Genomic DNA, 25,667 nt, shown 5'->3' with positions numbered 1-25,667 from the left:
CCTCAGAATTTCGCCGACAATATGCCCTTTATCACACGGCCTTCGCCGTAGATGCAGTACGGATCGCCGGCATCGTCGGCTGAGCAATTGCCGAAATAGGTCTTGTCGAAGAGATTGCTGGCCTTGAGCGTGCCTTTCCAGCCGTTCCGCTCATAGGAAAGCTGCGCATCGACCAGCGTATAGGCGTCGATGTCGACCTTGTTGGCATTGTCACCGAAGCTGCTGCCCATGTAGCGGACGCCGGCGCCAACCGCGAGCCCCTTCAGCGGCCCGTCCTGGAAGTCGTATTTCGCCCAGATGGACGCCTGGTGCTCCGGCACGAGCGAGGGCTGCATGCCCACTTCACCCGGCGTATTGCTCGACGTGATCTCGGCATCGAGATAGGTGTAGCTCGTGGTCATGCTGACGCCGTGGAAGAGATTGAGCGCGGCTTCGATCTCGACGCCCTGGTGGCGCACCTCGCCGGTCTGGATCGTGTTCTCCGGATTGGCGGGATCGGGCGTGTTGATGTTCGTCTTGGTGATCTGGAATACGGAGGCCGTTACGCTGCCCGGCAGGAAGCCCGGCTCATATTTGACGCCGGCCTCATATTGCCGCCCCTTGGAGGGCTCGAAGCTTTTGCCTTCCGCATCGACGCCGATATTGCTTTTGAAGGAGCTCGAATAGCTGATGTAGGGCGTCAGACCATTGTCGAAGAGATAGCCGATTCCAACCTGGCCGGTGAAGGCATTGTCGGACTGGTCGGAACTCGCGCTGTCGTCGAGCCTGTTATGCGTCTTCGTTTCGATCCAGGCCTGCCGCCCGCCGAGCGTCAGCAGCCAATGATCGTCGAACTTGGCATGCGTCTGCGCATAGATGCCGAACTGGTCGATCGTCTGTTTCAAATCTTCATATATGGGCGGATCGGAGGGGTCGACTCCGTAGACAGGATTGACGATGCCGAGCGTCGGGCCATCTCCGGAGCCCTTCTGCCCGTCGACGCCGAAGCGGTTATAGTCGAGGCCGATCAGCAACTCGTTCTCGAACCGCCCGGATTCGTATTTGTAGATGGCATTGTTGTCGACGCTGAAGATGGAGGCGCGCTGATCCACGGTGAAAGCGGTACGCGACATCGTCACGTCGTCGATCATTTTGTTGTAATACAGGTGCTTGTAATCCGTGTCCTCGGCGGTGTAGCGCAGCTTCTGCACCACCTTCCAGGCATCGTTGAACTCATGGCTGAACTCATAGCCGATGGAGCCGTGGTTCGCTTCGAACTTGTCGAAATCCGGATCGCCCGTCGAGAAGCTGCGACCGAGCCTGCCGTAGGCAGCAGGATATTGCACGCCGGACAGCGGCACGAACGAGTTCGGCGTGAGATCGTCCCACTGATAATTTGCAAGGATGGTCAAGGATGTGTCGGCGCTCGGCGACCAGGTAAGGGCCGGAGCGATGAAGACACGGTTGTTCCTGGAATAGTCCTTCTCCTGCTCGCCATCGCGGAAAAGCCCTGTCAGTCGATAGGACCAGATGCCCTCGCTGTCCAGGGGCCCGCCGGCATCGAGCCCCACCTCGTAGGTATTGAACGAGCCATAGGAGGCGAAAGCATTATAGAGCGGCGCTTTCGTCGGCCGCTTGGTGATCCCATTGATCAGGCCGCCGACCTCGTTCTCGCCATAGAGAACGGAGGACGGACCCTTTAATACTTCAACCCTTTCAAGGCCATAGGGCTCGATCTTGAAGCCTGAGAAATCGTTCGTCCGCTGCGTCAGGCCATCGCGGAAGATGGAATCGCTTCCTGCCGCGAAACCGCGAATATTGACCTGGGTGAACCTGTCGTCCACGCCCCAGGGAGATGCGGTGACGCCGGCCGTATAGGCCAGGGTGTCCTCGATGCGCTGCGACGGGCGATCCTCCATCTGCTTGCTGGTGATAACCGACACCGATTGCGGAATTTCGCGCAGCGGCGTTTCCACCTTGGCGCCCGTCGTCGCATCCTTGGCAACATAGCCATTGCCGGCGTCGCCGCCATCGCTCTCGATGGTGATCGTCTCCAGCCGGATCGAACTCGCGTCCTGCGCAAAACCCTGCTGACCGAGCAATGTGGTGGCGATGGCAGTGGTTAGAAAGAGCGCGCGCCGGTTACCCGAATAATTCAATGACGTCGTGCATCCCCGCATGACATACTCCTTAAAATAAAAACTTGACTAGGATTCTCAAATTAAAACATGAGTAGTTAATTCATGTTATTGAAGTCAAGGGCTGTTTCGGATTTATTCGCGGCCCTGACCATCCGCGGCAAGGATCAGAGCCGCGCCGACTCCAGCGCCTGCTGGATGTCCGTCCACAGCATGTCCGGATCTTCCAGCCCCGCCGTGATGCGGATGGTCTGAGGGCTAACGCCGAAATGGATGAAGGAGGTCGCCCGGTCCGGGATCTGCAGCGCCGCCTTGGCCGGGACGACGAGCGTCTCGGGCCCGCCCCAGCTCACGCCAAGCCGTATGTGCCGCAGTCCGTTGACGAAGCGGGCAATGTCGATGTCCGGATTGACATCGAACGCGAAGAGACCGCCATAGCCCGTCAGCGTCTTCGCGCCCGGATGGTCGGAAAATGCCGGATGGCGCACAAGCGCGATGTCCCCGTGCGCGCGAAGCTGTTTGGCCAGCAGCAGGCCGCTGTTCATATGTTCCTTCAACCTGACCCGCAGCGTCCGCATGCCGCGCAGGAGCAGCCAGGCCTCGAATGGCGACAGTTTGGCGCCGATATAGGGATAGGTCGAGCTGTTGATCTTCGCGATGAGCTCGCGCGGGCCGACCACGACGCCCGCCACCGTATCGCTGTGACCGCCCAGATATTTCGATGCGGCATGGATGACGATATCGACGCCGTGGCTGATCGGCTTCTGGTAAAGCGGCGTCGCCCAGGAATTGTCGATGATCGACACCACGCCCTCTTCGCGAGCCATGGCGGCAAGCGCCTCGATGTCCTGCAGTTCGAAGACCATGGAGGTCGGGTTTTCCAGATAGAGCAGCTTGGCGCCCCGCAAGGCCGCCCTCACCTCGTCATGGTCGGACGGATCGACGAAATCGACCGCCACGCCGAACCTGCTCATCAGCTTGACCAGCAGGCGATAGACATCGTTGTAGAGATGCCTGACGGCAACGACGCGGTCCCCTGCCTCGACGAATGCCAGGATCGTCGCGGTGATCGCGGCCGTACCGCTCGAAAAGCCGCGCCCGTCCTCGGTGCCTTCGAGGCGCGCCGTCAGGAGTTCGAATTCGCGCACGGTCGGATTGTCGCCGCGCGAATATATGTAGTTCCGGCTGCGCCCGGCGAAGACATCCTCCATCGCTTCATAGCTGTCATAGGTGAACAGCGAAGTCTGGAAGATGGGCGGCGACACGGCGTTGAAGGCCGCCTCGTCGACGGGCGATATGAGATCGTCCGGCATTGCCGACGGGCCGAATTCACGGGGCGGGATGGATTTGTTCATGGCGTCCTCGGGTGCGGATGAATTTGCAACGGGTTGGGCAAACGGGATCAGGATGCGGGAACCCAGAGCCTGTCGCCGAAGAACCGCTCGCGCGTCAGCATGACCAGCATGGCGCGCTTATGCGGAAAGTCGAACTGCTTGACCTTGGCAAAGCCGGAGCGGTCGAGATTTCTGATCTGCTGCTCGTGCGTGGCCCGCGGCTCGCCGACGATGCGCTGCGTTCGCGGCTCGTCGAGAAAGATGAAGTGCATCAGCGACGGCAGCCATGCCGTCAGCCATTTCCTGCCGCGAAAATCCGGCTCGCCGACTGCGACATGCCAGCCGCGGTCGTAGTCCTGCGCGTCATAATAGGGTCCGAGACGGTTTTCCTTGGCCCAATAGACCTCGAAATAGCCGAATGGCACATCATCGAAACAGCCGATCAGGGCGAGGACATGCGGGTCGTCATGGCGCTCCCGCAATATCGCCCGGTGCTTTTCCAGCGTTCCGCCATCCTCCCAGACGACATTGACCGTTTCGTCATTCATCCAGCGATGAAAATGCGGGGCATCCGCCTCCGGCTCGGCCACGCGGAACGAAATTCTCTGCCCGAGCCAAGGAATGTAGCGTTCATAGACCGTACCTGCGGGCTTGGGCGGCCGCTTCGGGTGGTAACGGCCATTGCTCAACACATGGAGCTGCGGATGCGGATAGCCCGGCTCGGCGATCCATGGGTTCGGCCATTGCCAGAACGCGCGCGGATCGACCAGCACCCTGTCGCCGGAGCGGAGACCGAAATGGCCGATCGGCAGATCATGCAGCTCGACGGCCTCGATCTCGCGCGACTGCGCCGAAAGATATTCGACTGCTGCAGCGGCAATGATTTCCGCCGCCTGTGCTTCGATATCCGGCAGCTGGACCGAAACGCCATGCGCCTGCCTATCGATAGGTAGGCGATGCACGCCGGCGGTCGTCGATAGCAGCAGCTCGCCCGTCCCTTGCTCGCTCGCGGATCGGAGGAAGCTGGAACTGCGCGACGATATCTCGGCGTCGGCAACGGCTGCAATTTTCGTCTGAACGGTCATGAGTACTCCCGCATTCGCTGAAAGCCGCACATGCGGCATTGCCAGAAAGCCGCATGTGCGGCAGTTGCCAGAGTGACGAAGCGGGCGGCGCGCAATTTAGTCTCCGTCCGAAAAATTTCTTCACTACCGCCTAAATCGCCGCCGGGGTGATCCGTCTTTGAGGCAGGTCTTACGCTTCAAGGAGCAACCACCATGCCCAATGCCGAGACGCTGCCAGAGATCTGGAGCATCGTCCGCGATCAGGAACACCGCTATTCCGTGTGGTCTAACGACAAGCCGCTGCCCGTCGGCTGGACCTTCGTGGAGTTCAGCGGCAGCCGTGACGAATGCCTGGCCGAGATCAAGCGGATCTGGGTGGACCCCCGGCCGCTTGGCCTGCGCCAAGCCATGGCAAATGCCGCGCCATCCGCGCCGCAAATCGAGCGATGACATCATGAACAAGCCATTCACCCAGCCGCATGCGGATCAGTCGATCGCCTTGACGTCTGCACCCGACAGCCATCCCCTCACCCTTGCCCAGAAGCGGATCTGGTCGCTGCACCAGATCGGCAACAACACGGTCTTCCCGCCGCAAATCCTCACTCTGCGCTGGAGCCCCAAGGTCAGGCTCGATCAATTGCAAGCTGCGCTCGCCACGCTGGCGGCGCGGCATGACGCCTTGCGCGTCCGTTTCCACCGCTTTGCCGGCGGGCGCATCGAACTCTCCGCGCCGGCGGATGTGCAACCACCGATGGAAATCCTTGGCAGCGAAAGCAACCCGCTGCGGGGGCGCGAGGTGGAAGACGCGGCGGCAGCCTTTGCCGCACGGGCTTTCGACCTGCTCAACGGTTCCGCCTCGCGCTTCCAGCTTGTCATGGCCGAAAACGGCCTGGTGTCGACACTTGTCCTGCACCCGATCGTCTGCGACTGCGGTGCGGCAGCCACGCTGCGCGAGGACCTGATCGCTTGCGTGGCAGGCCAGGAACTGCCCGTTGTCGCCGGTGATTTCCTCGCCCGCGGCGCTGCGGAAGAGCGCTATCTTGAAACGGCGGAACTTGCCGCATCGCTGCAATATTGGCGCCAGACGATCGGCGAGGAATATAGCGCAGCCACCCTGCCGACGCGCTTCAATGCCACGAGCTATGCCGGCGCCGCCCGCCACCACCTGCGCTTCGCCATCGATGAGGCCCTCTGGGGTGCCACCAAGGATTTCGCGCGCCGCCATGCACTTGGCCCGGACCAAATCCTCATGGCCGCCTTCGCCATTCTGCTCGCGCGCTGCGGCGGCAATTATTCGCCGCTGCTTGGCACTTTGCTGGCCGGGCAGACCCGCAGCATCGCCCGAACCGAACAGATCCTGCCGCTTCGACTGGAGCTGTCGTCGCGCATGACCATTCTCGAAGTCTGCACCGCGCTTCGATCAGCCGTTGCCGACGCCATCCGGAACATCGTTCCATTCGAGCGCCTGATCCAGGAAATCCAGGCGCATGAGGAGCGCGAGCAGGATGCTTTCGTCAAATCGCTGTTCGAGTTCCGGCCAAGGCCGGCGCCGTCCGCACTCGCCACTGACGATGCGGCCCCGGCGGTCCGCTCAGATGTGGAACTGGCGCTTGTCGCAACGCCCGGTTCCGGCGGCGGGATCGAGGCGTTGTTCGACTATGCGGACGGCATCTACCAGCCGGAACTGATCGAGCGTGCGGCGCTACATTTCGAGCGCATCCTCGCCCAGGCGATCGCCGCCGATACGGTGCGCATCAAGGATATCGCACTCGTTTCCAATGACGAGATCGCGGTTCTGTCCGCCCCCTATGCGGATGACGGCGTCAATGATGACAGGCCGGTCCATGACCACATCTCCGCCCACGCCCGGCAGGATCCGGAGCGGACGGCGATCATCCATGGCGACGAAATCTGGACGCATGGCCGTCTTGAACAGAGCGCGAACCGGCTGGCGCATCACCTCTTGAGGCTTGGCGTCGGCGCCGATGTCAGCGTCGCGATTGCCGTGAAGCGCTCGCCGGAGGCGATCATGGGCATACTCGCCACGCTCAAGGCAGGCGGCGCCTACATACCGGTGGAGCCGGATCACCCGACGAGCCGCAACCATCACATCCTGCGCGATGGCGGCGTCAAGGTGATACTCACCAACAGCTGGTTGCTCGACCGTATTCCCGACGGTCTCGATGCGATCATCCTAGAGCTCGACCGGCTCGACCTGTCCGGCGAGCCGATCACGCCGCCGGACGTGGCGATCCACAAGGACCAGCTTGCCTATATCATGTATACGTCGGGCTCCACCGGCCTGCCGAAGGGCGTCGCCGTCGAGCATGGGCCGCTGACGCATCACATCCAGAACACCTCGCGCGTCTACGGCATGAGCGAGATTTCACGCGAATTGCCGTTTCTGCCGTTCAGCTCGGATGGCGGCCATGAAAGATGGATGAACCCGCTCATGGAAGGCGGCAGCATCATCCTTCCCGATCAGCCGCTCTGGACGCCGGAGGAGACATTGACCGCGATGCGCAAGCATGGCGCCAACAATGCCAGCATTCCGACGACCTATCTGCAGCAACTGGCGGAATGGGCCGACGCCACGGACAGCGCTCCGCCGATGCGGCTCTATTCCTTCGGCGGCGAGGGCCTGGCGCAGCAGACATTCGACCTTCTGTCCACGGCGCTCAAATCCGAATGGCTGATCAATGGCTACGGGCCGACCGAAACGATCATGACGCCGATGGTCTGGAAGGTCCGGGCCGGCGAGAAATTCGAGGGCACCTATGCGCCCATCGGCCGTGCCGTCGGCAATCGCCGCGTCTATGTGCTCGATCCCGACCTCAATCCATGCCCGATCGGCGTCACCGGCGAACTCTATATCGGCGGCGAAGGCGTCGCGCGGGGCTATATCGGCAAGGCCGACATTACCGCCGACCGCTTCATTCCCGACCCGTTTTCGAACGAAGGCGGCCGCCTGTACCGTTCGGGCGACCTGACACGCTGGCGCGAAGACGGCACGGTCGAATTCGTCGGACGCGTCGATCACCAGGTCAAGCTCAGGGGCTATCGCATCGAACTCGGCGAGATCGAAGCGGCGCTGTTGCAGGACCGGTCCGTCGGCGAGGCGCTGGTGGTACTGCGCGACGACGAAGCGACGCAGCAGAAGATGCTCGTCGCCTATGTCGTTGCCAAACAGGGCGCGGACATCGATATTCCCGCTCTCTCGGCCGCGCTCGAACGGGCGCTTCCGGCCTATATGGTGCCGTCGGCGATCATGCCTCTGGCCGCCATGCCCATCAACCCGAACAGCAAGCTCGACCGTTTCGCGCTTCCCGCGCCGGCCCCTGTGCAACGGCAGATCGTGATGCCTGCCACCGCATTGGAGGAGGAGATACTCGACATCTGGCGAGAGATCCTCAATGTCGATCCGATCAGCGTCGAGGACAATTTCTTCGCCATTGGCGGAAACTCCCTCGGCGCGATCCGCATCCTGTCGGCGCTGCGCCGGCAGAAGCCGCAGACCCCGGCGACCATCGCCGACCTCTTCAACAATCCGACCATCCGTTCATTTGCGGCCGTCCTCGAGCGCGAGGACGGCAAGGCGGGGAGCGAAGTCATCGTCCTGCGGGCTTCAGGCACAAGGCCGATACTCTATTGCTTTCCCGGCCTGCTCGTCAGCACCCGCGAATATGTCAGGCTGGTCGACTATCTCGGTCCCGACCAGCCGGCGACAGGCTTCATCTGCTATTCGCTGTCGGAAAAGAAGGAGATCGGCGCCTCGGTCGACGAAATCATCGAAAGCTATGTCGATTACATCCGCCGCACCAGTGCCGGCCAACCCTGCTATTTCCTCGGCTGGTCATGGGGTGGCCTGCTCGCCTATGAAGCAGCGCGCAGGCTTGGAAACGATATCGACCTGAGGCTGATCACCATGGTCGATGTCTGCGATCTCGGCACCGAATTCGCCATCGGCGCCAAGCCCCGCTTCAAGCCCGGCGAGCGCGACCACCTTCATGCAACCGTGCAGCAATGGCTGGCGCGGACCGCCATGCGCGCGGAATGGGACCGGCTGCTCGGCGTGATGGACGCGGATACCTATGACCAGTTCCTGCGCTTCGTCGGCGACGAAAAGGATGAGCTGCCGACCGACGGGCCGGATATCAGCAGCCGCGAACATACGTTCTGGATCCTCATCGACAATGCGTTGATCTTCCGGCGGCACGAACTCAAGCCGCATGACGTGCCAATCCATTCCTGGGCCGCCGACGACAGCCTCAACCGGGGCCTCAACCTCATCGATTGGCGGCGCTATTCGCCGCGCGCCAATCCCGCCGAGATCATCTCCGGCACCAACCATTTGCATGTCATCGGCTCGCAGGCATTCCACAGCCGCCTGTCCCACCGGCTGGAGGAAGCATTCCAGAACCTGTCGAAAGAGCACGGAAAGGTACGCTAATGACGACGATCTTCGCCGGAAACGACCGCCTGGCCGAAGAGGTCCTCGACCTCGCAGGTATCGGCATAGGGCCGTCCAATCTGAGCCTCGCATCCATCCTCGATGGTGTGGAGGGCATCAAGTCCCGCTTCTTCGAAAGCCGGGCGGAGTTCGACTGGCATCCCGGCATGATGCTGCCGGATGTCGAGCTGCAATCCTCCTACCTGAAGGACCTCGTCACGCCGGTGGTTCCTACCAGCCCTTGGTCCTTCGTCTCCTATCTGGTTGCGCATAAGCGGCTCTATGCGTTCCTCAACGCGCATTACGATGCCGTGCCGCGGCGTGAATTCGCGCAATACCTGTCCTGGGTCGCCGGCCGGCTGCCCAATCTGGCATTCGGCAGCGAGGTGCGCGAGGTGAAGCATGAGCGCGACCAGTTCGTGCTGCTGTTCGACCAGGGCAGCGCGCGGGCGAGGAATATCGTCCTCGGCACCGGCACCACGCCATTCGTGCCAGCGTGGGCGGCGCCGTTCCTTGGCGAGCGCTGCTTTCACAATTCCGAGGCCAGATATCGCCTGCCCGACCTCGATGTCGCGCGCGTCGCGGTGATCGGCGGCGGACAAAGCGGCGGCGAGGTCGTGGAGGCCCTGCTTAACGCCAAGCCCGGCCTGAAGGAACTGAACTGGTTCAGTCGCAGGCACAATTTCGAACCGATCAACGATACAGCCTTTTCCAACCAGGTCTTTTCGCCCGAATATGTCTACGCCTTCCTCAATCTGAACCACGACCAGAAGCTGGAGGCGCTGAAAACGTCGATCCTGACCAGCGACGGGCTTTCCCTGTCAACGATAAATTCCATCTATCGGCGGCTCTACAGCCTGCGCTATCTGGAACATCGCGAGATCGATGCCAAATTGTCGCCGGGCCGCGACGTGATCCAGCTGGAACCGGCCAAGGAGGGCTACCGCCTCATTATCCGCAACCGCTTCGATGGCGGCGTCGAGGTGGCGCATGCCGATGCGATCATCCTTGCGACGGGCTACCAGTTCCGCCTGCCTCGAGCCGTGGAGCCGTTGCAGGACCGCATGCAGTTCGATCGCCATGGCCGTCCCGTCCTGCAGGACGATTACAGCCTCGCCTGGACCGGCCCCAAGCACAATCGCATCATGGCGCAGAATGCCGGGCGCTATAGCCACGGAATTGCGGATTCGCAGCTGAGCCTGATGGCGTGGCGCAGCGCTCATATCGTCAACACATTGCTGGGACGTCAGCATTTCGATCTCGAACCGCACGATTCGCAGATCAACTGGCTGTCCAGCGGTCATGACACGGCGAGCCAGCCCATCGCAGTGGATTATTGATCAGCCAAGGGATCGGGCAGCCGCCGCGAGAAGAATTGCGGCGCCGCCCCATCGGTTCGCGCCGATATTGCGGCGAGACAATTGTCCAGGAGCACCAGCCGGTGATGCCATTGCGGCTGGTCGCTGCGGCCCGGATGGATGATGCGGATCGACCCATCCGCCGTCCAGGAAACCTCGATCTTCGCGGGAACGACGCCGCCGAGCCCCTCGCCCGTGGCTTTCAGGAAGCTTTCCTTCAGCACCCAGAGCGCCAGCAGCGTCTGATGCGCCGCCGCCCCGTCCAGCGCTTCGACCATGCTCCGCTCTCTCGGCGAACAGAACGCATCCATCATATCGCGCTCAAGCACGGCATCGCGGCGCTCGGCATCGACGCCGACATGCGTGCAATCCGCACTGGCCGCGAAGACCACGAGCCCGCTCATGTTGCTCAGATTGAAGGCGATCCTCTCGCCGCCTTGCCGCTTGGCGAGATAGGGTTTGCCCCCCGGCTCCTGCTCGATCGGAATGTCGACGAGGGCAAGCCCGGTCAGCTCCGACAATACAAGTCGCTGCAGGTAGCGGCCGGCAATGAAGGCATTCCTGTCCTTGTCGAAATGAAATCCGGCGGCGCGCTGGCGCTCGTCATCCGCAAGCTTCGAACCGATGCGTTTCCAGTCCACCGCGCGGTCGGCAAAATCCCACCAGCAGAACTCGACACCGGGCCGCGGCGCGGGTCCTTCCGCTTCCGTGATCGGGCCAGACTGGAACGGCAGACGGTGCGCGGATATCACTTTCGAATCGCGAAGGCGCGCTGAACGGCACGGTTCACTGCGACCGGCAGCAGCGACATATGGTTTTCGCCGGGATGAATCTCGACGTCCACCGCGATCGGGCGGTTCGGCAGCGCATGAAGCCGCTCGGCCATCTCGAAAGCATAGTGATCGGTGCGCGCGACCTTCAGCTTCTCGATCCGTTCGGCCTCATCTGCCGCTCCCTTGTGGAACGGCGCCAGTCGGTCAGTCTCGTATTCACCGCAGGAAAGATGGAGACGCGCGCCTTGCCGCGTTGCCGGATTGGCGCTGAATTGCGCGAAGAAGGCGTTGATGGCGCGATCCTCCCAGTAGATCGACGGGCTGGCGGCGAGCCAGGTCGAGAACGAGGCCGGGCGCGTGAACAGCGCATAGAGCACGAACAGGCCGCCGAACGAATGACCGAACAGCGCCTGGCGCTCCGGATCGACAGGCAGCTCGGCCTCGACGAGAGGCTTTACCTGGCCCTCGACGAAGCTCAGAAACGCCTCGGCGCCACCAGTCCGCACTTCCGGCGTGTTCGCGAAGAACGGGGGATAGGTCTTGCCGGGCGGTGGGCCGAGGTCCCAGGATCGGCGAAGCGGATCATAGGCCGCGTCGGTCGGATAGCCGATGCTGACGATGATGCCATGCGAGACATTGGTACCGCCCGGATAGCTCGCCTGCGCGCGCATCGCATCCACCGCCGTTCCGATCACGGCATTGCCGTCGGTCATATAGAGGATCGGCCAGCCGTGCTCCGGCGCCTCGCCGGGCGGCCGATAGACGAAAACGCGGTAGGTCTGGCCGTTGCCGCCGGATACCAGATCGTGAAAGGTCGTATTGCCGACCAGGGCATTGGAACTGTTATGGAAGGTCATGGGGTCACTAGAGCCTGATCACATATTCCTTGCGGGTCGTCTCGATCACTTCCCACGTGCCGCGAAAGCCGGGGCGCAGGACGAAACTGTCGCCCGCGCCGATGTGATGTTCGCTGCCGCCCTCTTCCGTAATGACCGACCGGCCCGAAAGGATATGGCAGAACTCCCACTCGTCATAGGCGATCTTCCACTTGCCCGGCGTCGCTTCCCAGATGCCGGCATAGAGATTGCCCTCGGCCTCCTCGCAGTTCCAGGTACGGAACTGCGGGTCGCCCGAAATGATCCGGTCCGGCTGGGGTGCCCCATGCTCGGGCTCGATGCCTCCTAGTTCGATCTTTACGAATTGCGACACGGTCTACACCTTGGCAAGCGCCTGCTCCAGATCGGCAATGATGTCCTCGACGCTTTCGATACCGATCGAAAGGCGGACCACGTCAGGCCCTGCCCCCGCTGCTATCTTCTGTTCGTCGCGCAATTGCCGATGCGTGGTCGAGGCGGGATGGATCACCAGTGATTTTGTATCGCCGATATTGGCGAGGTGCGAGAACAATTCGAGGCTCTCCACCAGTTTCACGCCGGCATCATAGCCACCCTTGAGGCCGAAGGTGAACACCGAGCCGGCGCCCCGCGGCGCGTATTTGCGCTGCAGGCTGTTGAATGGATCGTCCGGCAGGCCGGCATAGCTGACCCAGCCGACCTTGTCGTGGCCTTTCAGGAATTTTGCGGTCTCGAGCGCATTGTCCGAGTGGCGCTGCATGCGCAGCGGCAGCGTTTCGATGCCGGTGGCGATCTGGAACGCGTTGAATGGCGACAGCGCCGGGCCGAGATCGCGCAGACCCAGCACCCGGCAGGCTATGGCGAAGGCGAAATTGCCGAATGTTTCGTGCAGGACGATGCCGTTATATTCGGCGCGCGGCTCGGAAAGCAGCGGATAATTGCCCGATTTGGTCCAATCGAAGGTGCCGCAATCGACGATGATGCCACCCATCGAATTTCCATGGCCGCCGAGGAATTTCGTGGCGGAATGAACGATGATATCGGCGCCATGCTCGATCGGCCGGATGAGGTAGGGCGAGGCCAGCGTATTGTCCACGATGAGCGGAATGCCGTGACGGTGGGCGATATCGGCGATGGCGGCGATATCGCTGACGATGCCGCCGGGATTAGCGAAGCTCTCGATGAAGATGGCGCGCGTCCTGTCGTCGATCTGCGCCTCGAAGGCCGCCGGATCGGTGCCGTCGGCCCAGCGCACATGCCAGTCGAAGGATTTGAACGACTGGCCGAACTGGTTGATGGAGCCGCCATAGAGCCGGTTGGAAGCGACGAAATTGGCACCGGGCTGCATGAGCGTGTGAAAGACGAGGAGTTGCGCCGCATGTCCGGACGCAACCGCCAATGCAGCCGTTCCACCTTCGAGCGCGGCGACACGTTCCTCCAGCACGGCATTGGTCGGGTTGGTGATGCGCGTGTAGATATTGCCGAATGCCTTCAGCCCGAACAGCGATGCAGCATGGTCCGCATCGTCGAAAACGAAAGCCGTGGTCTGGTAGATCGGCGTCGCGCGCGCCCCGGTCGCTGGGTCGGGCTGCGCGCCTGCATGGACGGCCAGTGTCTCTATTCCGGGTGCACGATTGGGCATGTCTGATCTTCCTCCAGGGCAATTGCGGGCTCACGCTAGGCGATAGGCGGGGCATCGCCAAGCAAAGAATTGCCAAGGAGTATTCATTTGTCGAAACCGATCCCGCAAACTTGCCGAAGTTGCGGAATATGCGGGCGAAAAGGCGCCCGTTTTGCCTATTTTAGGCCGAAACTCTGGAAACCCTTGCGCAAGAGCGGCTTCCTTGCGGATATCACGCGCGAATTCACGCCATTCCAGCCGATCTCGCCGCACAGCCGCGCATATTCGATCTTCGGGCAGCGATCCATGACGACGCGGATGCCCGCCGCCTCCGCCTTGCGCGCCGCTTCGTCATGGCGCACCGTCAGCTGGGTCCAGATGACCGCCGGCAGGGGTTTCATCTGCAGCACTTCGTCGACGATGCCGGGGAGCATGTTCGAAGCCCGGAACACATCGACCATGTCGACGGCCTCGTCCATATCCGCGAGCCGCGCAAAAGTGCGCTGGCCGAGTATCTCCTTGCCCGCCTGCCCCGGATTGACCGGGATGACGCGATAGCCCTTGGAAAGCAGGTATTTCATGACGAAATAGCTCGGCCGCACCTCGTTGGCGGAAGCGCCCACCATGGCGATCGTTTTGACCGAGCTCAATATGTCGCGGATGTAGTCGTCGCTGTAATGATCGTGGTCCATGTCTACTCGTCTTTCCACTGCGGTACGCGCTTCTCGATGAAGGCGCCGATACCCTCTTCGGCATCCTTCGCCAGCATGTTCTCGACCATGACCCCAGCCGCATATTCATAGGCTTGCGACAATGGCATCTCCGCCTGCCGATAGAAGGCTTCCTTGCCGATCTTCACCGTCAAAGATGATTTGGAAGCAATGGTTTGCGCGTATTTCATCGCAATCTGGCTAAGGTACTCCTCGGGCACGACCCGGTTGATCAGGCCGAATTCGCGCGCCGTGCTGGCATCGATCGTCTCACCGGTCAGCAGCATTTCCATTGCATGCTTCCTCGAGAGGTTTCGCGACAATGCGACCATGGGCGTCGAGCAGAACAGGCCGATATTGACGCCCGGCGTGCAGAAAGTCGCCTTGTCGGATGCGATTGCGAGGTCGCAGGAGGCCACCAACTGGCAGCCGGCAGCCGTCGCGAGACCACCGACTGCGGCGATAACCGGCTTCGGATGGGTGACGATCTCCTGCATCAGGCTGGCGCAAAGGCGCATCGTCGTGTCGAAGAAACCGCGTCCCCGGTCCGGATCCTTGCGATGGGCGGTCAGTTCCTTCAGATCGTGGCCGGCGGAGAACAGCTTGAGGCCGGAATCGATCAGGACGACCCTGACGGCCTTGTCCAGGCGCGCTGACTGCAGCTGCTCCAGCAAAACCTCCATCATGTGGACGGAAAGCGCGTTCGCCGGCGCGTTCTGCATCGTCAGCCGCAATACGCCCGCTTCGTTGGCATGGCCGATCACCGGCGTCTCGTTGCGGATCGCGTAAAGTTCTACCATTTCTCGCTCCAGGCTAGGATTCCTGCGGCTTCCACTGATTGTAGATCGGCTTCAAGGTGCGAAGATGACGCCGGACCACCGCGAGGTTGGCGGCGGAAGGCTTCGCATTGCTGACCCGCGACAGGCCGGTCCTGAGGCCCGAAATCATCGCCGCCTTCTCGCTGTCCGAGGGCTCGGACATTTTGGTCACATAGGTAACTACCTTGTCGACTTCCCGCGCGGGCTCGGGATTTACGGCCCAGTTGTAGGTGACCATGATGGTCGTCGCTATATCCGCCCAGTCCCGGAAACTGGCGAAACCGACCTCGCTTGCCTTCGCGTCCAATGCGCTGATGCGTGCCGAGGCATCGCCCTCGTCCTCGAGTTCGCGCAGGGTGGCGGCAACGGGTGCGTAGCCGTAGAGGAAGCGCCGGATCGTAGCCTCGTCCAGCGCTACGGAGCGTTGCGGCAAGGTATATTGCTCGATCACCGGCGGTGGCGGCAGATCCGGCCGCGCGGCGAACAGGCCGGCATAGCCGACGGTGACCAGCAGAGAGGTTACGATTATTCCTGGCGGTTTCATAAACGGCCCCATCCTTGTAAGACGTGCTTGGACCAAGTCTAGCAGTCAAAGCGTAAACAAAACAGCAAGGAAGCGAAACCATGGCGGCAATGATGGATGTGGCGGCCCTCACCTATTTCCTTCAGACGGAGTTTCCGCAGGTCAATGCCGACGGGCCGGTATTTTCGGTTACGGATGCCGGCGACGGCTTCGCCAGCATGCGGCTCGATCCATCCGAAAAGCATCTGCGGCCGGGCGGGACCGTTTCCGGACCGTCGCTGTTTTCGCTGGCCGATGTGACCGCCTATATGGCGATCCTTGCCCAGATCGGCCCTGTCGCCCTTGCCGTCACGACAAATCTCAACATCAACTTCCTGCGCAAGCCCTCGCCCGGTCCCGTCGATGCCAAAGCGACGATCCTGAAGCTCGGCAAGCGGCTCGCGGTGGTCGAGATCGCCATGACCGCCGACGGCGATCTGGTGGCCCACGCCACGGCGACCTATTCGATACCGCCGCGGCAGGATTGAGGATCGTCAGGAACTGCCGATGAGAATGCCGGTCGCAAGGACCAGCCCGCCGCCGAGAACCACCTGTATGGCCGCGCGGAAGAACGGCGTTTCCATGTAGCGGTGCTGGATGAAGGCGATGGCCCACAATTCGACGAACACCACCAGCGCCGCCAGGGCGGTCGCCGTCCAGAAATCGGGGATGAGATAGGGCAAGGCGTGGCCGAGGCCGCCAATCGCCGTCATCAGGCCATTGGCGAGACCGCGCTTGAGCGGCGACCCGCGCCCGGACAATCTGCCATCATCATGCGCGGCTTCGGTAAAGCCCATCGATATGCCGGCACCCAGCGAGGCCGAGAGGCCGACGAGGAAGGTCTGCCACGTATCCTGCGTGGCGAAGGCCGCCGCGAAGATCGGCGCGAGCGTCGAGACCGAACCGTCCATCAATCCGGCGAGGCCGGGCTGGATATAGGTCAGGAGGAACTGGCGCTTTTCGGTCTCGTCCTCGACCTGCTTCACATCGTCGGGCGTATGTATCTCGCCAAGGCGATGCGCCAGCGATTCATGCGTCTTCTCCGCCAGCGCGAGATCGCCGAGCAGGCGCCGGGTCGAGGCATCGCTGACGAGCGCGGCCGCCGCGCCATAGAAGCGATAGGCTTCGTCCTCCATCTTTTCGGCCATTGCCCGCACACGTTCTATCCCCAGAGGCCGCACCAGCCAATCGGGCTTGCGCTCCATGTAGCCGCGGACGTGATCGCGCCGGATGAGCGGTATGCGGTCGCCGAAGCGCTCCCTGTGCAGGTCGATGAGGCTCTGGCGGTGGTGATTTTCCTCCGCAGCCATGTCCTCGAACACCTTGGCGCTATTGGGGAATTGCTCCCTGAGCCCATCGGCGTAAGCGAGATAGATGCGCGCATCGTCCTCTTCCGACGAGATGGCAAGCGCGAGAATCTGCTGCTCGGAAAGGGACGCGAGATCATGGCGGCGATGACCGAAGAAACGACTGAACATGGGAGGACTGCCTTACTTTAGAATAATTCTAAACTATGTCATGCGAGTAACCATTTCAAGTGCCGGACCATACGCTCTCCAATAATTCTCCGCATGCACAAATGCGGCCCATCGCCCTCCCACCATGCCCCCATGGACAGCCCCGCCATGGACAGCCCCCATGGACAGCTATTGCGAAGCGCAGTAGTTTCGCGCGCCTTCAACCGCGCCTTCCGGCGCTTCAGGACCAGGAACATGACGCTTGCCGGTTTCATCGCCTATTCGGGTGCACTCGCCATCGCCGCCGCCATTCCCGGCCCCGGAGTCACCGCGCTCGTCGCCCGCGCGCTCGGCTCCGGCTTCCGCTCGTCGCTCTATATGTCGCTTGGCCTCGTCCTCGGCGATCTCTGCTACCTGACGGCGGTCATCCTCGGCCTCGCCGTGGTGGCGCAGACATTCGGAACCCTGTTCCTCGTCATCAAATGGGCAGGCGTCGCCTACCTCGCCTATCTTGCCTGGGGCCTGTGGACGAGCGGCATCAATCCGGCCCATATCCAGGCCCGCAAGGCCAAGGGAGGCGCGGTCGCCTCCGTACTGGCCGGCCTCGCCATCACGCTCGGCAATCCGAAAACCATGCTGTTCTATATTGCCCTGGCGCCGACGCTGATCGACCTGCAGAGCATCACGGTCACGGACTACATGATCCTCGTCGGGCTGACCGTCGCGGTACTGCTGATCGTCCTCGTGCCCTACCTTGCACTTGCGGCCAAGGCCCGCGGCCTGCTGGCCTCGCCGCGCGCCTTGAAACGCCTGAACCGGACGGCGGCGGCTTTCATGGCGGGTGCGGCCCTCGCCATCGCCGGCAGGGCGCACTGAGAATAAAATTCCTTCCCAGTCGCTATTCTGGTGAAATATTCTCAACCCGGGTCGATTTGCGCATCAGCCCAGCTATGAATTCCCGTACTCGCCCCGTAAGATCGGCCTGAAATTCAGATCCATTCCGGGAGAAAAGTCCATGGGCACCGAGACATCGCGCAAGCCAGGCCGCGGGCGTATCTACAATTCCATCGTCGATACCATTGGCGATACGCCGCTCGTGCGGTTGGACAAATTTGCCAGGGAGCATGGCGTCGAGGCCAACCTCCTGGCAAAACTCGAGTTTTTCAACCCGATTGCCAGCGTCAAGGATCGCATCGGCGTGGCGCTGATTACGGCGCTCGAGGAACAGGGCAAGGCAACTCCCGGCAAGACCACCTTCGTCGAGCCCACATCGGGCAATACCGGCATCGCCCTCGCCTTCGCGGCCGCCGCCAAGGGATACAGGCTCATCCTCACCATGCCGGAGACCATGTCGGTCGAACGGCGCAAGATGTTGAAGCTGCTCGGCGCCGAACTGGTGCTCACCGAAGGCGCCAAGGGAATGAAAGGTGCGATCGCCAAGGCCAACGAACTCGTCGAGACCATCGACGACGCCATCATCCCCGGACAGTTCGACAATCCCGCCAATCCCGAAATCCATCGCCGCACCACGGCTGAGGAGATATGGAACGATACGGATGGCAGCGTCGATATCGTGGTTTCGGGGATAGGAACCGGCGGCACGATCACCGGCGTCGGACAGGTGCTCAAGCAGCGCAAGCCCGAAGTGCGGATCATCGCCGTCGAGCCGAAGGATTCGCCCGTGCTCTCCGGCGGCAATCCCGGCCCGCACAAGATCCAGGGCATCGGCGCCGGGTTTGCGCCTTCCGTGCTCGATACCCATGTCTATGACGAGGTGGTCCAGGTTTCGAACGATGATGCCTTCGCCAATGCGCGGCTCGTCGCCCGGCTCGAAGGCGTACCGGTCGGCATCTCCTCGGGTGCGGCGCTGACTGCGGCCGTCGAGATCGGCAAACGGCCCGAAAACAAGGGCAAGAACATCGTCATCATCATTCCTTCCTTCGCCGAGCGCTATCTTTCGACGGCGCTCTTCGACGGGCTCGATGCCTGAGACGCTGGAATTGCGGGACCGGCGTCCAGCCGGTCCTCCACAGCGGGATCGACGCGATATGAGGTCGAGATTCTGTGGTAATATAATACCTTTTTTCTAACCTGTTGATTTTACTGGCGTCGTTCGCTTCATACGGGTGAATGAGCGCTTGACCTCGTGCAAAAGTGGCTTTATTGGAAACGCCAGACTGCGGTGGGTATTCCCGCCGCTTTTCATTGTTGTGCGGATACAGGTGATCCGGGCAACCCAAGCAACAAGAAAAGCCTTCCTTATCGAAGGATGATCTCAAGGACGAACACAATGGCTACCTTCTCACAGAAGCCGGCAGAAGTGACGAAAAAGTGGATCCTGATCGACGCCGAGGGACTCGTCGTCGGCCGTCTCGCCACTCTCGTTGCCAACCGCCTGCGCGGCAAGCACAAAGCAACCTTCACGCCGCATGTCGACGATGGCGATAATGTCATCATCATCAATGCCGACAAGGTTGTCTTCACCGGCAAGAAGTACACCGACAAGACCTATTACTGGCACACCGGCCATCCCGGCGGCATCAAGGAGCGCACTGCACGTCAGCTGCTCGAAGGCCGTTTCCCGGAGCGCGTCGTTGAAAAGGCCGTCGAGCGCATGGTTCCACGCGGACCGCTCGGACGCCGCCAGATGAAGAACCTGCGCGTCTATGCCGGTTCCAACCATCCGCATGAAGCTCAGTCTCCCGAAGTCCTCGACGTCGGCGCACTGAATGCCAAGAACAAAAGGAGCGCATAAACATGGCTGAGCTCAATTCGCTCGCAGATCTCGGCACTGCCGCTGCCTCGACCCAGGCTGCCGCACCCGTCCACGTCCAGAAGCTCGATGCCCATGGCCGCGCCTATGCCACCGGCAAGCGCAAGGACGCCGTTGCTCGCGTCTGGATCAAGCCGGGTTCCGGCAAGATCGTGATCAACGACAAGGAATATGGCAAGTATTTCGCACGTCCGGTCCTGCAGATGATCCTGCAGCAGCCGATCGTCGCCGCCAACCGTGCCGGCCAGTACGACATCATCGCCACCGTTGCAGGCGGCGGTCTTTCCGGCCAGGCCGGCGCAGTGCGCCATGGTATTTCCAAGGCCCTCACCTACTTCGAGCCGGCGCTTCGCGGCGTCCTGAAGAAGGGTGGCTTCCTGACGCGCGACAGCCGCGTCGTCGAGCGCAAGAAGTACGGCAAGGCGAAAGCCCGCCGCTCGTTCCAGTTCTCGAAGCGTTAATCCGCTTCCGACTGACAGAGCAAAAAGCGGGCCTTCGGGTCCGCTTTTTTGTTGCCAAGAGCAGCGTTTAGGGTAGCTTCGCCGCTGAGCGAATGCCGACAGTTCCCCGGAGCCAGAAAACTCGATGCCATCGAAGACCATCGACAACGCCTTCACGGCGCGCGCCATGACCGGCGCTGCCACCGATCCTACCCATGCGGGCGCGCTTTCCTTCATGCGCCGGCGCTATTCGAAGAATGTGAAGGGCGCCGATGTGGTCGTCTGGGGCATTCCCTTCGATGCCGCCGTTTCCAACCGCCCCGGTGCGCGCTTCGGCCCGCAGGCGATCCGGCGCGCCTCGGCGATCTTCGACAATGACCCGCAATATCCCTTTTCGCGCGATCTCTTCGACGAGCTGGCGGTGATCGACTATGGCGATTGCCTGCTGGACTACGGCAATCACCAGAAGACGCCCGCCACCATCGAGAAGGAGGCCAATCGGCTCATCGGCAGCGGCGCATTCCTTCTGTCGCTCGGCGGCGATCATTTCGTCACCTGGCCGATATTGCGGGCGCATGCGGCCAAATATGGCCGGCTCGCACTGGTACAGTTCGATGCGCACCAGGACACCTGGTACGATGACGGCAAGCGCATCGACCACGGCTCGTTTGTCGGGCGGGCGGTACGCGACGGCATCATCGACCCCGAACATTCGATACAGGTCGGCATCCGCACCCATGCGCCGGAGGATTTCGGCATCAAGATCACGCATGGCTACGAGGTGGAAGAGCTTTCGGCACGGCAGATCGCCGACCAGATCATCGAGCGCACGGCCGGCATGCCCGTCTATCTCACCTTCGATATCGATTGCCTGGACCCGGCGTTCGCGCCCGGTACCGGCACTCCGGTCGCCGGCGGGCCGTCATCGGCGAAAATCCTTTCGGTGCTGCGCCACCTTGCGGAGTTGAACATCGTCGGCGCGGATGTGGTCGAAGTGGCGCCCGCCTATGATCATGCCGACGTTACCGCCATCGCCGGAGCCACGATCGCCATGTATTATCTGGGGCTCCTCGCCGAGAAGAAGGCAAGCCGACGACGCTGAGACACCGATTCAACTTCCTCCCGGATTGAATCGACTTGCGTCGATAACCAGCTGAATTTCAAGGATATGTCATGAAACCGAAAATCTTCATCGATGGCGAACACGGAACGACCGGCCTGCAGATCCGCCAGCGCCTGGGCGACCGGAGCGACCTCAACGTATTGTCCATACCGGAAGCCGAGCGGCGCAACAGGGACATGCGCGCGGATTATCTCAAGCAGGCGGATGTCGCCATACTGTGCCTGCCCGACGATGCGGCGAAAGAATCGGTCGCCATGCTCGAGGGCAACAATTCGACGAAGATCATCGATACGTCCACGGCGCATCGCGTCGATCCCGACTGGGCCTATGGTTTCGCCGAACTGAACAAGGATCAGCGGGCAAAGATCCGCGACGCCCGGCTGGTCGCCAATCCCGGCTGCTATCCGACGGGTGCGATCTCCCTCATCAGGCCGTTGCGCGACGCCGGAATCCTGCCGGCGGATTATCCGGTAACGGTCAACGCGGTTTCCGGCTATACCGGCGGCGGCAAGCAGTTGATCGGCCAGATGGAAGACCCCGCCAACCCCGATCCGATCCGCGCCCATCATTTCCTCTATGCCATGCCGTTGAAGCACAAGCATGTTCCTGAAATGCAGGTCCATGGCGATCTCGCCCGCAAGCCGCTGTTCAGCCCCAGCGTCGGCCGTTTCGCGCAAGGCATGATCGTCCAGGTGCCGCTGCATATCGAGGATCTCGAAGGCGCGCCCAGCCTCGCTGACATCCACGCCGCCCTGGAAGCGCATTATGCGGGACAGGAGATCGTTGAGGTCGTGCCGCTGAATGTCAGCGCCGCCCTGCCTCGTCTCGATGCCGAGGAGCTGAAGGATACCGACATCATGCGCCTGCATGTCTTCGGCACCGAGGGCCAGGGCCTCGTCAATCTCGTCGCCGTGCTGGACAATCTCGGCAAGGGCGCTTCGGGCGCCGCCGTGCAGAACCTCGACCTCATGCTGGGAAATGCCTGAGCGCCGGCCGGCCCCGTTTCCAGCGGAATGGGGCCTGTCCGACCCGCAACTGTTGGCCAGGACCGTTACCGGCCGCGTCACGCGCGTGCGGCTGCCGGGCGGCGAACCTGCAGTCGTCAAGCAATTGACGCGGATAGGCATGAAGGAGGAGCTGAACGGCGTGCATTTCCTCGATTTCTGCGACGGAAACGGCTGTATCCGCCTGCTTGCGCGCAAGAATGGCGATCTCCTGCTTGAATATGCCGGAGACCGCAGCCTGCTCGACCATCTGAACGAGCATGGCGACGACGAGGCGAGCGCGATATTCTGCGACGTGTTTCTCCAGCTTCACCAGACGGCAAGCGATCGCTGCCCCTCGGACGAACTTCCGCCCTTGCGGCAACAGTTCGACAGCCTGTTCAAGCGCGCCGACCGCGACAGGAAGCAAGGGCTCGCCACGCCCTTCACCGATGCAGCCGCGCTTGCTGACCGGCTCCTTGCCGAGACCCGGGTGCCACGGCCGCTCCATGGCGACCTCCACCATGAGAACATATTGCATGGGCCGCGCGGCTGGCTGGCGATCGATCCAAAGGGGCTGATCGGCGACAGCGCCTATGACGTGGCGAACATGTTCTACAACCCGCTGGAGCGCGACGATCTGCGGTCGAGCGCCGTCAGGAATGGCCGGATCGCGCAGATGTTTGCCGAAAGACTGGGTCGCGACGCCAAGGATTTGCTGCGTTTCGGCATTGCCCATGCCTGTCTCTCCGCCTCCTGGCACGCCGAAGACGGCAACGGGCAAGAAGAGGCGCGGAGCCTCGGCGTGGCCCGCAGCCTCCGGGACGCGCTGGCCTCACATCTCTGATTTCCGGATCATCGCGGCGACGAGGACGAAGATGGCAAGGCCAGCAAGGCCCGCGCCCGTGGCAACGCCAAGCGCCAGATGCGGACCGAACCGTTCGAGGAAGAAGGCAAAGATGAAGGGGGCTATCGACGACACGATCAGCCTGATGGACGTGATCCTTCCGAGGATTTGGCCGTAACCGAGCGAGCCGAACAATGACAGCGGCAAGGTGCCGAGCACGATGCTGTTCAGTCCCGAACCCATGCCGAAGAGCAGCGCGAATATGAAGGCGGCGGCGTAGAGCGGTATCGGCGGCGCCAGCAGCAGCACCACGAATGCCAGCGGGATCAACGCGGTCGAGAACATCGCCACCGTCATCGGCGAGAACCTCGGCCCGAGCAGCATGTTGATGAGGCGGCTCGCAAATTGCGACGGGCCGAAGATCGTGCCGAAATAGACGGCGGCGGCGCCAAGCCCGATGGCGACGAATACCGGCACCATGTGGATGAGCAGCGAGGACAGGGCGAAGCTGGTCAGGGCGAAGGCGGCGGCGATAAGCATGAGGATCGCGTCGCGGCTGTGTTCCGGAACGCTTCCCGGCGTCTCCGAGCGCGGCGACGACGTGCCTTCCACCACCGCATCGGTCCGGCGCGTCAACAAGGACAGCCAGTAATGGATCGGCAGGCAGATGAAGATGTGCAGCGCCGCGTAGACGAGGAAGATGCCCTGCCAGGTCAGGCTGCCGAGCAACTGGCTCGTCAGCGGCCAGAACAGGGTCGAGGAGAAGCCGCCCATGAGGGTGAGATAGGTGATCCTGCGCGGCGCTGCCGCCGGATCGACCTGCACCAGCACGGCAAATGCGGTGTTATAAAGGGTAAAGGGCGTCGCAAGGCCCGTGCTGATCATTGCGGCGGCAAACAGCAACCATTGGTCGGCAATTGCGCAAAGCGCGAGCGATACCGCCGCTGCCAGCGAGCCGAGGGCCATGACCCGCCCTGCCCCGAAACGATCCGCCCAGCGGCCGGACCAGGGCGAGACCAGCCCGCCGATCAGCAGCGTGCCGGAGAAGATGCCGAAGAGCCATTCGCGCGATTGCGAGAAATCCCGGCCCATTTCCGGCGCAAGGATGCTGAAACTGTAGAACAGCGTGCCGTAGCCGATGATCTGCGTGACCCCAAGGCCTGTTACCGCGGCCAGCGAACGCCTTGCGCTGAGATTCATTTCATGTTCCGGCACGGTGATGATGGCATGATGGCCATCGGAACAAATAAACTGAGTCTCGCACGGAAACCAGCTACATCGCCTGGTTCAGGCTGCGCTCCCGACCGGATAGGCGCCTTTGGTCGCGCGCCAGTGGGCGACGGCAAAGCCCAGCACGACAATGGCGAAAAGCTGGTGCAGCAGGCCAAGCTCGATCGGCACCATCAGCAGCAGCGTGGCGATGCCGATAACGGCCTGCATCGCAATGAGTACGACAAAGAGCACGGCGCGGCGGGCATGCGTCGTGTCGGGTGCCTGGCGCAGCGTTGAAACCGCATGCCACGCGGCCATGACCAGCACGAAATAGGCAAAGCAGCGGTGGACGAACTGCACTGTCTTCGGGTTTTCGAAGAAATTGTGCCACAGCGGCTGGATCGGCAGAAGATCGCCCGGCACCAGCGCGCCGTCCATCAGCGGCCAGGTATTATAGGTCAGGCCGGCATCGAGCCCTGCCACCAATGCGCCAAGATAGATCTGCACGAAGATGAAGAGAACCATCCAGCCGGCGAAGCGCTGGACCGGCCTGTCTGCCGGCACATCCGTATATTCCGCCAGTCCCCGCGCCACATACATCACGGCCGCGAATATGATGCAGGCGAGCGTCAGATGCGTCGCAAGGCGATACTGGCTGACATCGACGCGATCGACGAGGCCCGAAGCCACCATCCACCAGCCGACGGCGCCCTGCAATCCGCCTAGGGCGAGAATGCCGACCATGCGCGGCTTCAGCGCCCGCTCCAGCCGCCCCGTCAGCCAGAAGAAGGCGAGCGGCAAGGCGACGAGAAAGCCGACGCCACGCGCCAGGAGGCGATGCGCCCATTCCCACCAGAATATCTGCTTGAACTCGGCGAGGCTCATGCCCTTGTTGATCTGCTGATATTGCGGGATCTGGCGGTATTTGTCGAATTCCTCCATCCATTCCGCTTCGCCGATGGGCGGAATGACGCCGTGGATCGGCTTCCATTCGGTGATGGAAAGGCCCGAGCCGGTCATGCGCGTGGCGCCGCCGACGAAAACGATCGCCGCGAGGACCAGCAGCACGAGATAGAGCCATAGCCTTATGTGACGGCGGTTGCGGGCAACGCTGTCCCGCGTTGCGGCCGCTCCGGCATGGGGAAGACTATGTGCACTCATGGCAAACTCC

The 25,667-nt window shown here is 62.1% G+C and carries 24 protein-coding genes; 11 read left to right on the top strand and 13 right to left on the bottom strand.

All coding sequences use genetic code 11. The features are described from left to right. Positions 1-2: 2 nt before the first annotated feature. The 3 genes from OSJ75_RS16345 to OSJ75_RS16335 all read right to left on the bottom strand — a co-directional run bounded on the left by OSJ75_RS16345 (position 3) and on the right by OSJ75_RS16335 (position 4,536). A complete protein-coding gene (locus tag OSJ75_RS16345) occupies positions 3-2,159 on the bottom strand; it encodes a TonB-dependent siderophore receptor (protein WP_267228760.1) in 2,157 nt (718 codons plus the stop codon). A gap of 125 nt (positions 2,160-2,284) precedes the next feature. After that, the gene (locus OSJ75_RS16340; RefSeq protein WP_267228759.1) at positions 2,285-3,472 is read right to left on the bottom strand and encodes a PLP-dependent transferase; all 1,188 of its coding nucleotides are present in this window, start codon (positions 3,470-3,472) and stop codon (positions 2,285-2,287) included. Positions 3,473-3,519: 47 nt separating this feature from the next. Further along, positions 3,520-4,536 (bottom strand): GNAT family N-acetyltransferase, encoded by a 1,017-nt coding sequence (locus OSJ75_RS16335; protein ID WP_267228758.1) that lies wholly within the window; start codon positions 4,534-4,536, stop codon positions 3,520-3,522. 192 nt (positions 4,537-4,728) lie between these two features. On the opposite strand from OSJ75_RS16335, the gene OSJ75_RS16330 reads away from it, so the two are divergent. Genes OSJ75_RS16330 through OSJ75_RS16320 form a run of 3 tightly spaced genes read left to right on the top strand, consistent with a single transcriptional unit; the run spans position 4,729 to position 10,305 of the window. Next, complete coding sequence (locus OSJ75_RS16330) at positions 4,729-4,965, top strand: MbtH family NRPS accessory protein (protein WP_267228757.1); 237 nt, start codon at positions 4,729-4,731, stop codon at positions 4,963-4,965. Positions 4,966-4,969: 4 nt separating this feature from the next. After that, positions 4,970-8,965 carry a non-ribosomal peptide synthetase gene (locus OSJ75_RS16325; protein ID WP_267228756.1) on the top strand — a complete coding sequence of 1,332 codons (3,996 nt, stop codon included), beginning with the start codon at positions 4,970-4,972 and terminating at the stop codon, positions 8,963-8,965. After that, positions 8,965-10,305 (top strand): lysine N(6)-hydroxylase/L-ornithine N(5)-oxygenase family protein, encoded by a 1,341-nt coding sequence (locus OSJ75_RS16320; protein WP_267228755.1) that lies wholly within the window; start codon positions 8,965-8,967, stop codon positions 10,303-10,305. The genes OSJ75_RS16325 and OSJ75_RS16320 overlap by 1 nt, the downstream gene beginning before the upstream one ends. On the opposite strand, the gene OSJ75_RS16315 is transcribed toward OSJ75_RS16320, so the two are convergent. From OSJ75_RS16315 to OSJ75_RS16285, 7 genes are all read right to left on the bottom strand, one after another. Next, entirely contained in the window at positions 10,299-11,075 is a 777-nt protein-coding gene (locus tag OSJ75_RS16315) for a 4'-phosphopantetheinyl transferase family protein (RefSeq protein WP_267228754.1), read from the bottom strand. The two genes, OSJ75_RS16320 and OSJ75_RS16315, sit on opposite strands and share 7 nt — an antisense overlap. Further along, positions 11,072-11,953, bottom strand: coding sequence for an alpha/beta hydrolase (locus tag OSJ75_RS16310; protein ID WP_267228753.1), 882 nt, complete (start codon positions 11,951-11,953; stop codon positions 11,072-11,074). Before OSJ75_RS16310 ends, OSJ75_RS16315 begins: the two co-directional genes overlap by 4 nt. Before the next feature lie 7 nt (positions 11,954-11,960). Further along, positions 11,961-12,305 carry a cupin domain-containing protein gene (locus OSJ75_RS16305; RefSeq protein ID WP_250018116.1) on the bottom strand — a complete coding sequence of 115 codons (345 nt, stop codon included), beginning with the start codon at positions 12,303-12,305 and terminating at the stop codon, positions 11,961-11,963. A 3-nt stretch (positions 12,306-12,308) separates the two neighbouring features. Beyond that, positions 12,309-13,592 carry an O-acetylhomoserine aminocarboxypropyltransferase gene (locus OSJ75_RS16300; protein ID WP_267228752.1) on the bottom strand — a complete coding sequence of 428 codons (1,284 nt, stop codon included), beginning with the start codon at positions 13,590-13,592 and terminating at the stop codon, positions 12,309-12,311. A gap of 155 nt (positions 13,593-13,747) precedes the next feature. Continuing rightward, complete coding sequence (locus OSJ75_RS16295) at positions 13,748-14,263, bottom strand: CoA-binding protein (protein ID WP_267228751.1); 516 nt, start codon at positions 14,261-14,263, stop codon at positions 13,748-13,750. A gap of 2 nt (positions 14,264-14,265) precedes the next feature. After that, a complete protein-coding gene (locus OSJ75_RS16290) occupies positions 14,266-15,081 on the bottom strand; it encodes an enoyl-CoA hydratase (RefSeq protein ID WP_267228750.1) in 816 nt (271 codons plus the stop codon). A 13-nt stretch (positions 15,082-15,094) separates the two neighbouring features. Further along, positions 15,095-15,643, bottom strand: a complete 549-nt coding sequence (locus OSJ75_RS16285; protein ID WP_250018123.1) for a hypothetical protein — start codon at positions 15,641-15,643, stop codon at positions 15,095-15,097. An 80-nt stretch (positions 15,644-15,723) separates the two neighbouring features. Between OSJ75_RS16285 and OSJ75_RS16280 the strand changes: the two genes are divergently transcribed. Further along, complete coding sequence (locus OSJ75_RS16280) at positions 15,724-16,149, top strand: PaaI family thioesterase (RefSeq protein WP_250018125.1); 426 nt, start codon at positions 15,724-15,726, stop codon at positions 16,147-16,149. A 6-nt stretch (positions 16,150-16,155) separates the two neighbouring features. On the opposite strand, the gene mbfA is transcribed toward OSJ75_RS16280, so the two are convergent. Next, positions 16,156-17,139: an iron exporter MbfA gene (gene mbfA / locus OSJ75_RS16275; protein WP_250018127.1), complete on the bottom strand. Its 984-nt coding sequence runs from the start codon at positions 17,137-17,139 to the stop codon at positions 16,156-16,158. Between the two features lie 234 nt (positions 17,140-17,373). On the opposite strand from mbfA, the gene OSJ75_RS16270 reads away from it, so the two are divergent. From OSJ75_RS16270 to OSJ75_RS16240, 7 genes are all read left to right on the top strand, one after another. After that, positions 17,374-17,994 (top strand): LysE family translocator, encoded by a 621-nt coding sequence (locus tag OSJ75_RS16270; RefSeq protein WP_250018315.1) that lies wholly within the window; start codon positions 17,374-17,376, stop codon positions 17,992-17,994. Between the two features lie 139 nt (positions 17,995-18,133). Continuing rightward, entirely contained in the window at positions 18,134-19,108 is a 975-nt protein-coding gene (gene cysK, locus OSJ75_RS16265; protein WP_250018129.1) for a cysteine synthase A, read from the top strand. Positions 19,109-19,408: 300 nt separating this feature from the next. Next, complete coding sequence (gene rplM / locus OSJ75_RS16260; protein ID WP_250018145.1) at positions 19,409-19,873, top strand: 50S ribosomal protein L13; 465 nt, start codon at positions 19,409-19,411, stop codon at positions 19,871-19,873. A 2-nt stretch (positions 19,874-19,875) separates the two neighbouring features. Continuing rightward, on the top strand, positions 19,876-20,352 hold the full coding sequence (rpsI, locus tag OSJ75_RS16255) for a 30S ribosomal protein S9 (protein ID WP_250018146.1): 477 nt from the start codon (positions 19,876-19,878) through the stop codon (positions 20,350-20,352). A gap of 124 nt (positions 20,353-20,476) precedes the next feature. Beyond that, positions 20,477-21,433, top strand: coding sequence for an agmatinase (speB, locus tag OSJ75_RS16250; RefSeq protein ID WP_250018156.1), 957 nt, complete (start codon positions 20,477-20,479; stop codon positions 21,431-21,433). A 71-nt stretch (positions 21,434-21,504) separates the two neighbouring features. After that, on the top strand, positions 21,505-22,440 hold the full coding sequence (gene argC, locus OSJ75_RS16245; RefSeq protein WP_267228749.1) for an N-acetyl-gamma-glutamyl-phosphate reductase: 936 nt from the start codon (positions 21,505-21,507) through the stop codon (positions 22,438-22,440). Continuing rightward, positions 22,433-23,284 carry an aminoglycoside phosphotransferase family protein gene (locus OSJ75_RS16240; RefSeq protein ID WP_267228748.1) on the top strand — a complete coding sequence of 284 codons (852 nt, stop codon included), beginning with the start codon at positions 22,433-22,435 and terminating at the stop codon, positions 23,282-23,284. The genes argC and OSJ75_RS16240 overlap by 8 nt, the downstream gene beginning before the upstream one ends. On the opposite strand, the gene arsK is transcribed toward OSJ75_RS16240, so the two are convergent. After that, complete coding sequence (gene arsK, locus OSJ75_RS16235; protein WP_267228747.1) at positions 23,273-24,484, bottom strand: arsenite efflux MFS transporter ArsK; 1,212 nt, start codon at positions 24,482-24,484, stop codon at positions 23,273-23,275. The two genes, OSJ75_RS16240 and arsK, sit on opposite strands and share 12 nt — an antisense overlap. Before the next feature lie 87 nt (positions 24,485-24,571). Beyond that, a complete protein-coding gene (locus tag OSJ75_RS16230; RefSeq protein ID WP_250018164.1) occupies positions 24,572-25,657 on the bottom strand; it encodes a COX15/CtaA family protein in 1,086 nt (361 codons plus the stop codon). Positions 25,658-25,667: the final 10 nt, after the last annotated feature.

Source organism: Phyllobacterium sp. 0TCS1.6A (assembly GCF_026420825.1).
GTDB lineage: Bacteria > Pseudomonadota > Alphaproteobacteria > Rhizobiales > Rhizobiaceae > Phyllobacterium.
This window is presented reverse-complemented; position numbering and strand designations above follow the sequence as displayed.

Coding starts and splice junctions, on each gene's coding strand:
- OSJ75_RS16345 (WP_267228760.1), bottom strand. CDS start 2,159: ATGCGGGGATGCACGACGTCATTGAATTATTCGGGTAACCGGCGCGCG.
- OSJ75_RS16340 (WP_267228759.1), bottom strand. CDS start 3,472: ATGAACAAATCCATCCCGCCCCGTGAATTCGGCCCGTCGGCAATGCCG.
- OSJ75_RS16335 (WP_267228758.1), bottom strand. CDS start 4,536: ATGACCGTTCAGACGAAAATTGCAGCCGTTGCCGACGCCGAGATATCG.
- OSJ75_RS16330 (WP_267228757.1), top strand. CDS start 4,729: ATGCCCAATGCCGAGACGCTGCCAGAGATCTGGAGCATCGTCCGCGAT.
- OSJ75_RS16325 (WP_267228756.1), top strand. CDS start 4,970: ATGAACAAGCCATTCACCCAGCCGCATGCGGATCAGTCGATCGCCTTG.
- OSJ75_RS16320 (WP_267228755.1), top strand. CDS start 8,965: ATGACGACGATCTTCGCCGGAAACGACCGCCTGGCCGAAGAGGTCCTC.
- OSJ75_RS16310 (WP_267228753.1), bottom strand. CDS start 11,953: ATGACCTTCCATAACAGTTCCAATGCCCTGGTCGGCAATACGACCTTT.
- OSJ75_RS16300 (WP_267228752.1), bottom strand. CDS start 13,592: ATGCCCAATCGTGCACCCGGAATAGAGACACTGGCCGTCCATGCAGGC.
- OSJ75_RS16295 (WP_267228751.1), bottom strand. CDS start 14,263: ATGGACCACGATCATTACAGCGACGACTACATCCGCGACATATTGAGC.
- OSJ75_RS16290 (WP_267228750.1), bottom strand. CDS start 15,081: ATGGTAGAACTTTACGCGATCCGCAACGAGACGCCGGTGATCGGCCAT.
- OSJ75_RS16285 (WP_250018123.1), bottom strand. CDS start 15,643: ATGAAACCGCCAGGAATAATCGTAACCTCTCTGCTGGTCACCGTCGGC.
- OSJ75_RS16280 (WP_250018125.1), top strand. CDS start 15,724: ATGGCGGCAATGATGGATGTGGCGGCCCTCACCTATTTCCTTCAGACG.
- mbfA (WP_250018127.1), bottom strand. CDS start 17,139: ATGTTCAGTCGTTTCTTCGGTCATCGCCGCCATGATCTCGCGTCCCTT.
- OSJ75_RS16270 (WP_250018315.1), top strand. CDS start 17,374: ATGACGCTTGCCGGTTTCATCGCCTATTCGGGTGCACTCGCCATCGCC.
- cysK (WP_250018129.1), top strand. CDS start 18,134: ATGGGCACCGAGACATCGCGCAAGCCAGGCCGCGGGCGTATCTACAAT.
- rplM (WP_250018145.1), top strand. CDS start 19,409: ATGGCTACCTTCTCACAGAAGCCGGCAGAAGTGACGAAAAAGTGGATC.
- rpsI (WP_250018146.1), top strand. CDS start 19,876: ATGGCTGAGCTCAATTCGCTCGCAGATCTCGGCACTGCCGCTGCCTCG.
- speB (WP_250018156.1), top strand. CDS start 20,477: ATGCCATCGAAGACCATCGACAACGCCTTCACGGCGCGCGCCATGACC.
- argC (WP_267228749.1), top strand. CDS start 21,505: ATGAAACCGAAAATCTTCATCGATGGCGAACACGGAACGACCGGCCTG.
- OSJ75_RS16240 (WP_267228748.1), top strand. CDS start 22,433: ATGCCTGAGCGCCGGCCGGCCCCGTTTCCAGCGGAATGGGGCCTGTCC.
- arsK (WP_267228747.1), bottom strand. CDS start 24,484: ATGAATCTCAGCGCAAGGCGTTCGCTGGCCGCGGTAACAGGCCTTGGG.
- OSJ75_RS16230 (WP_250018164.1), bottom strand. CDS start 25,657: ATGAGTGCACATAGTCTTCCCCATGCCGGAGCGGCCGCAACGCGGGAC.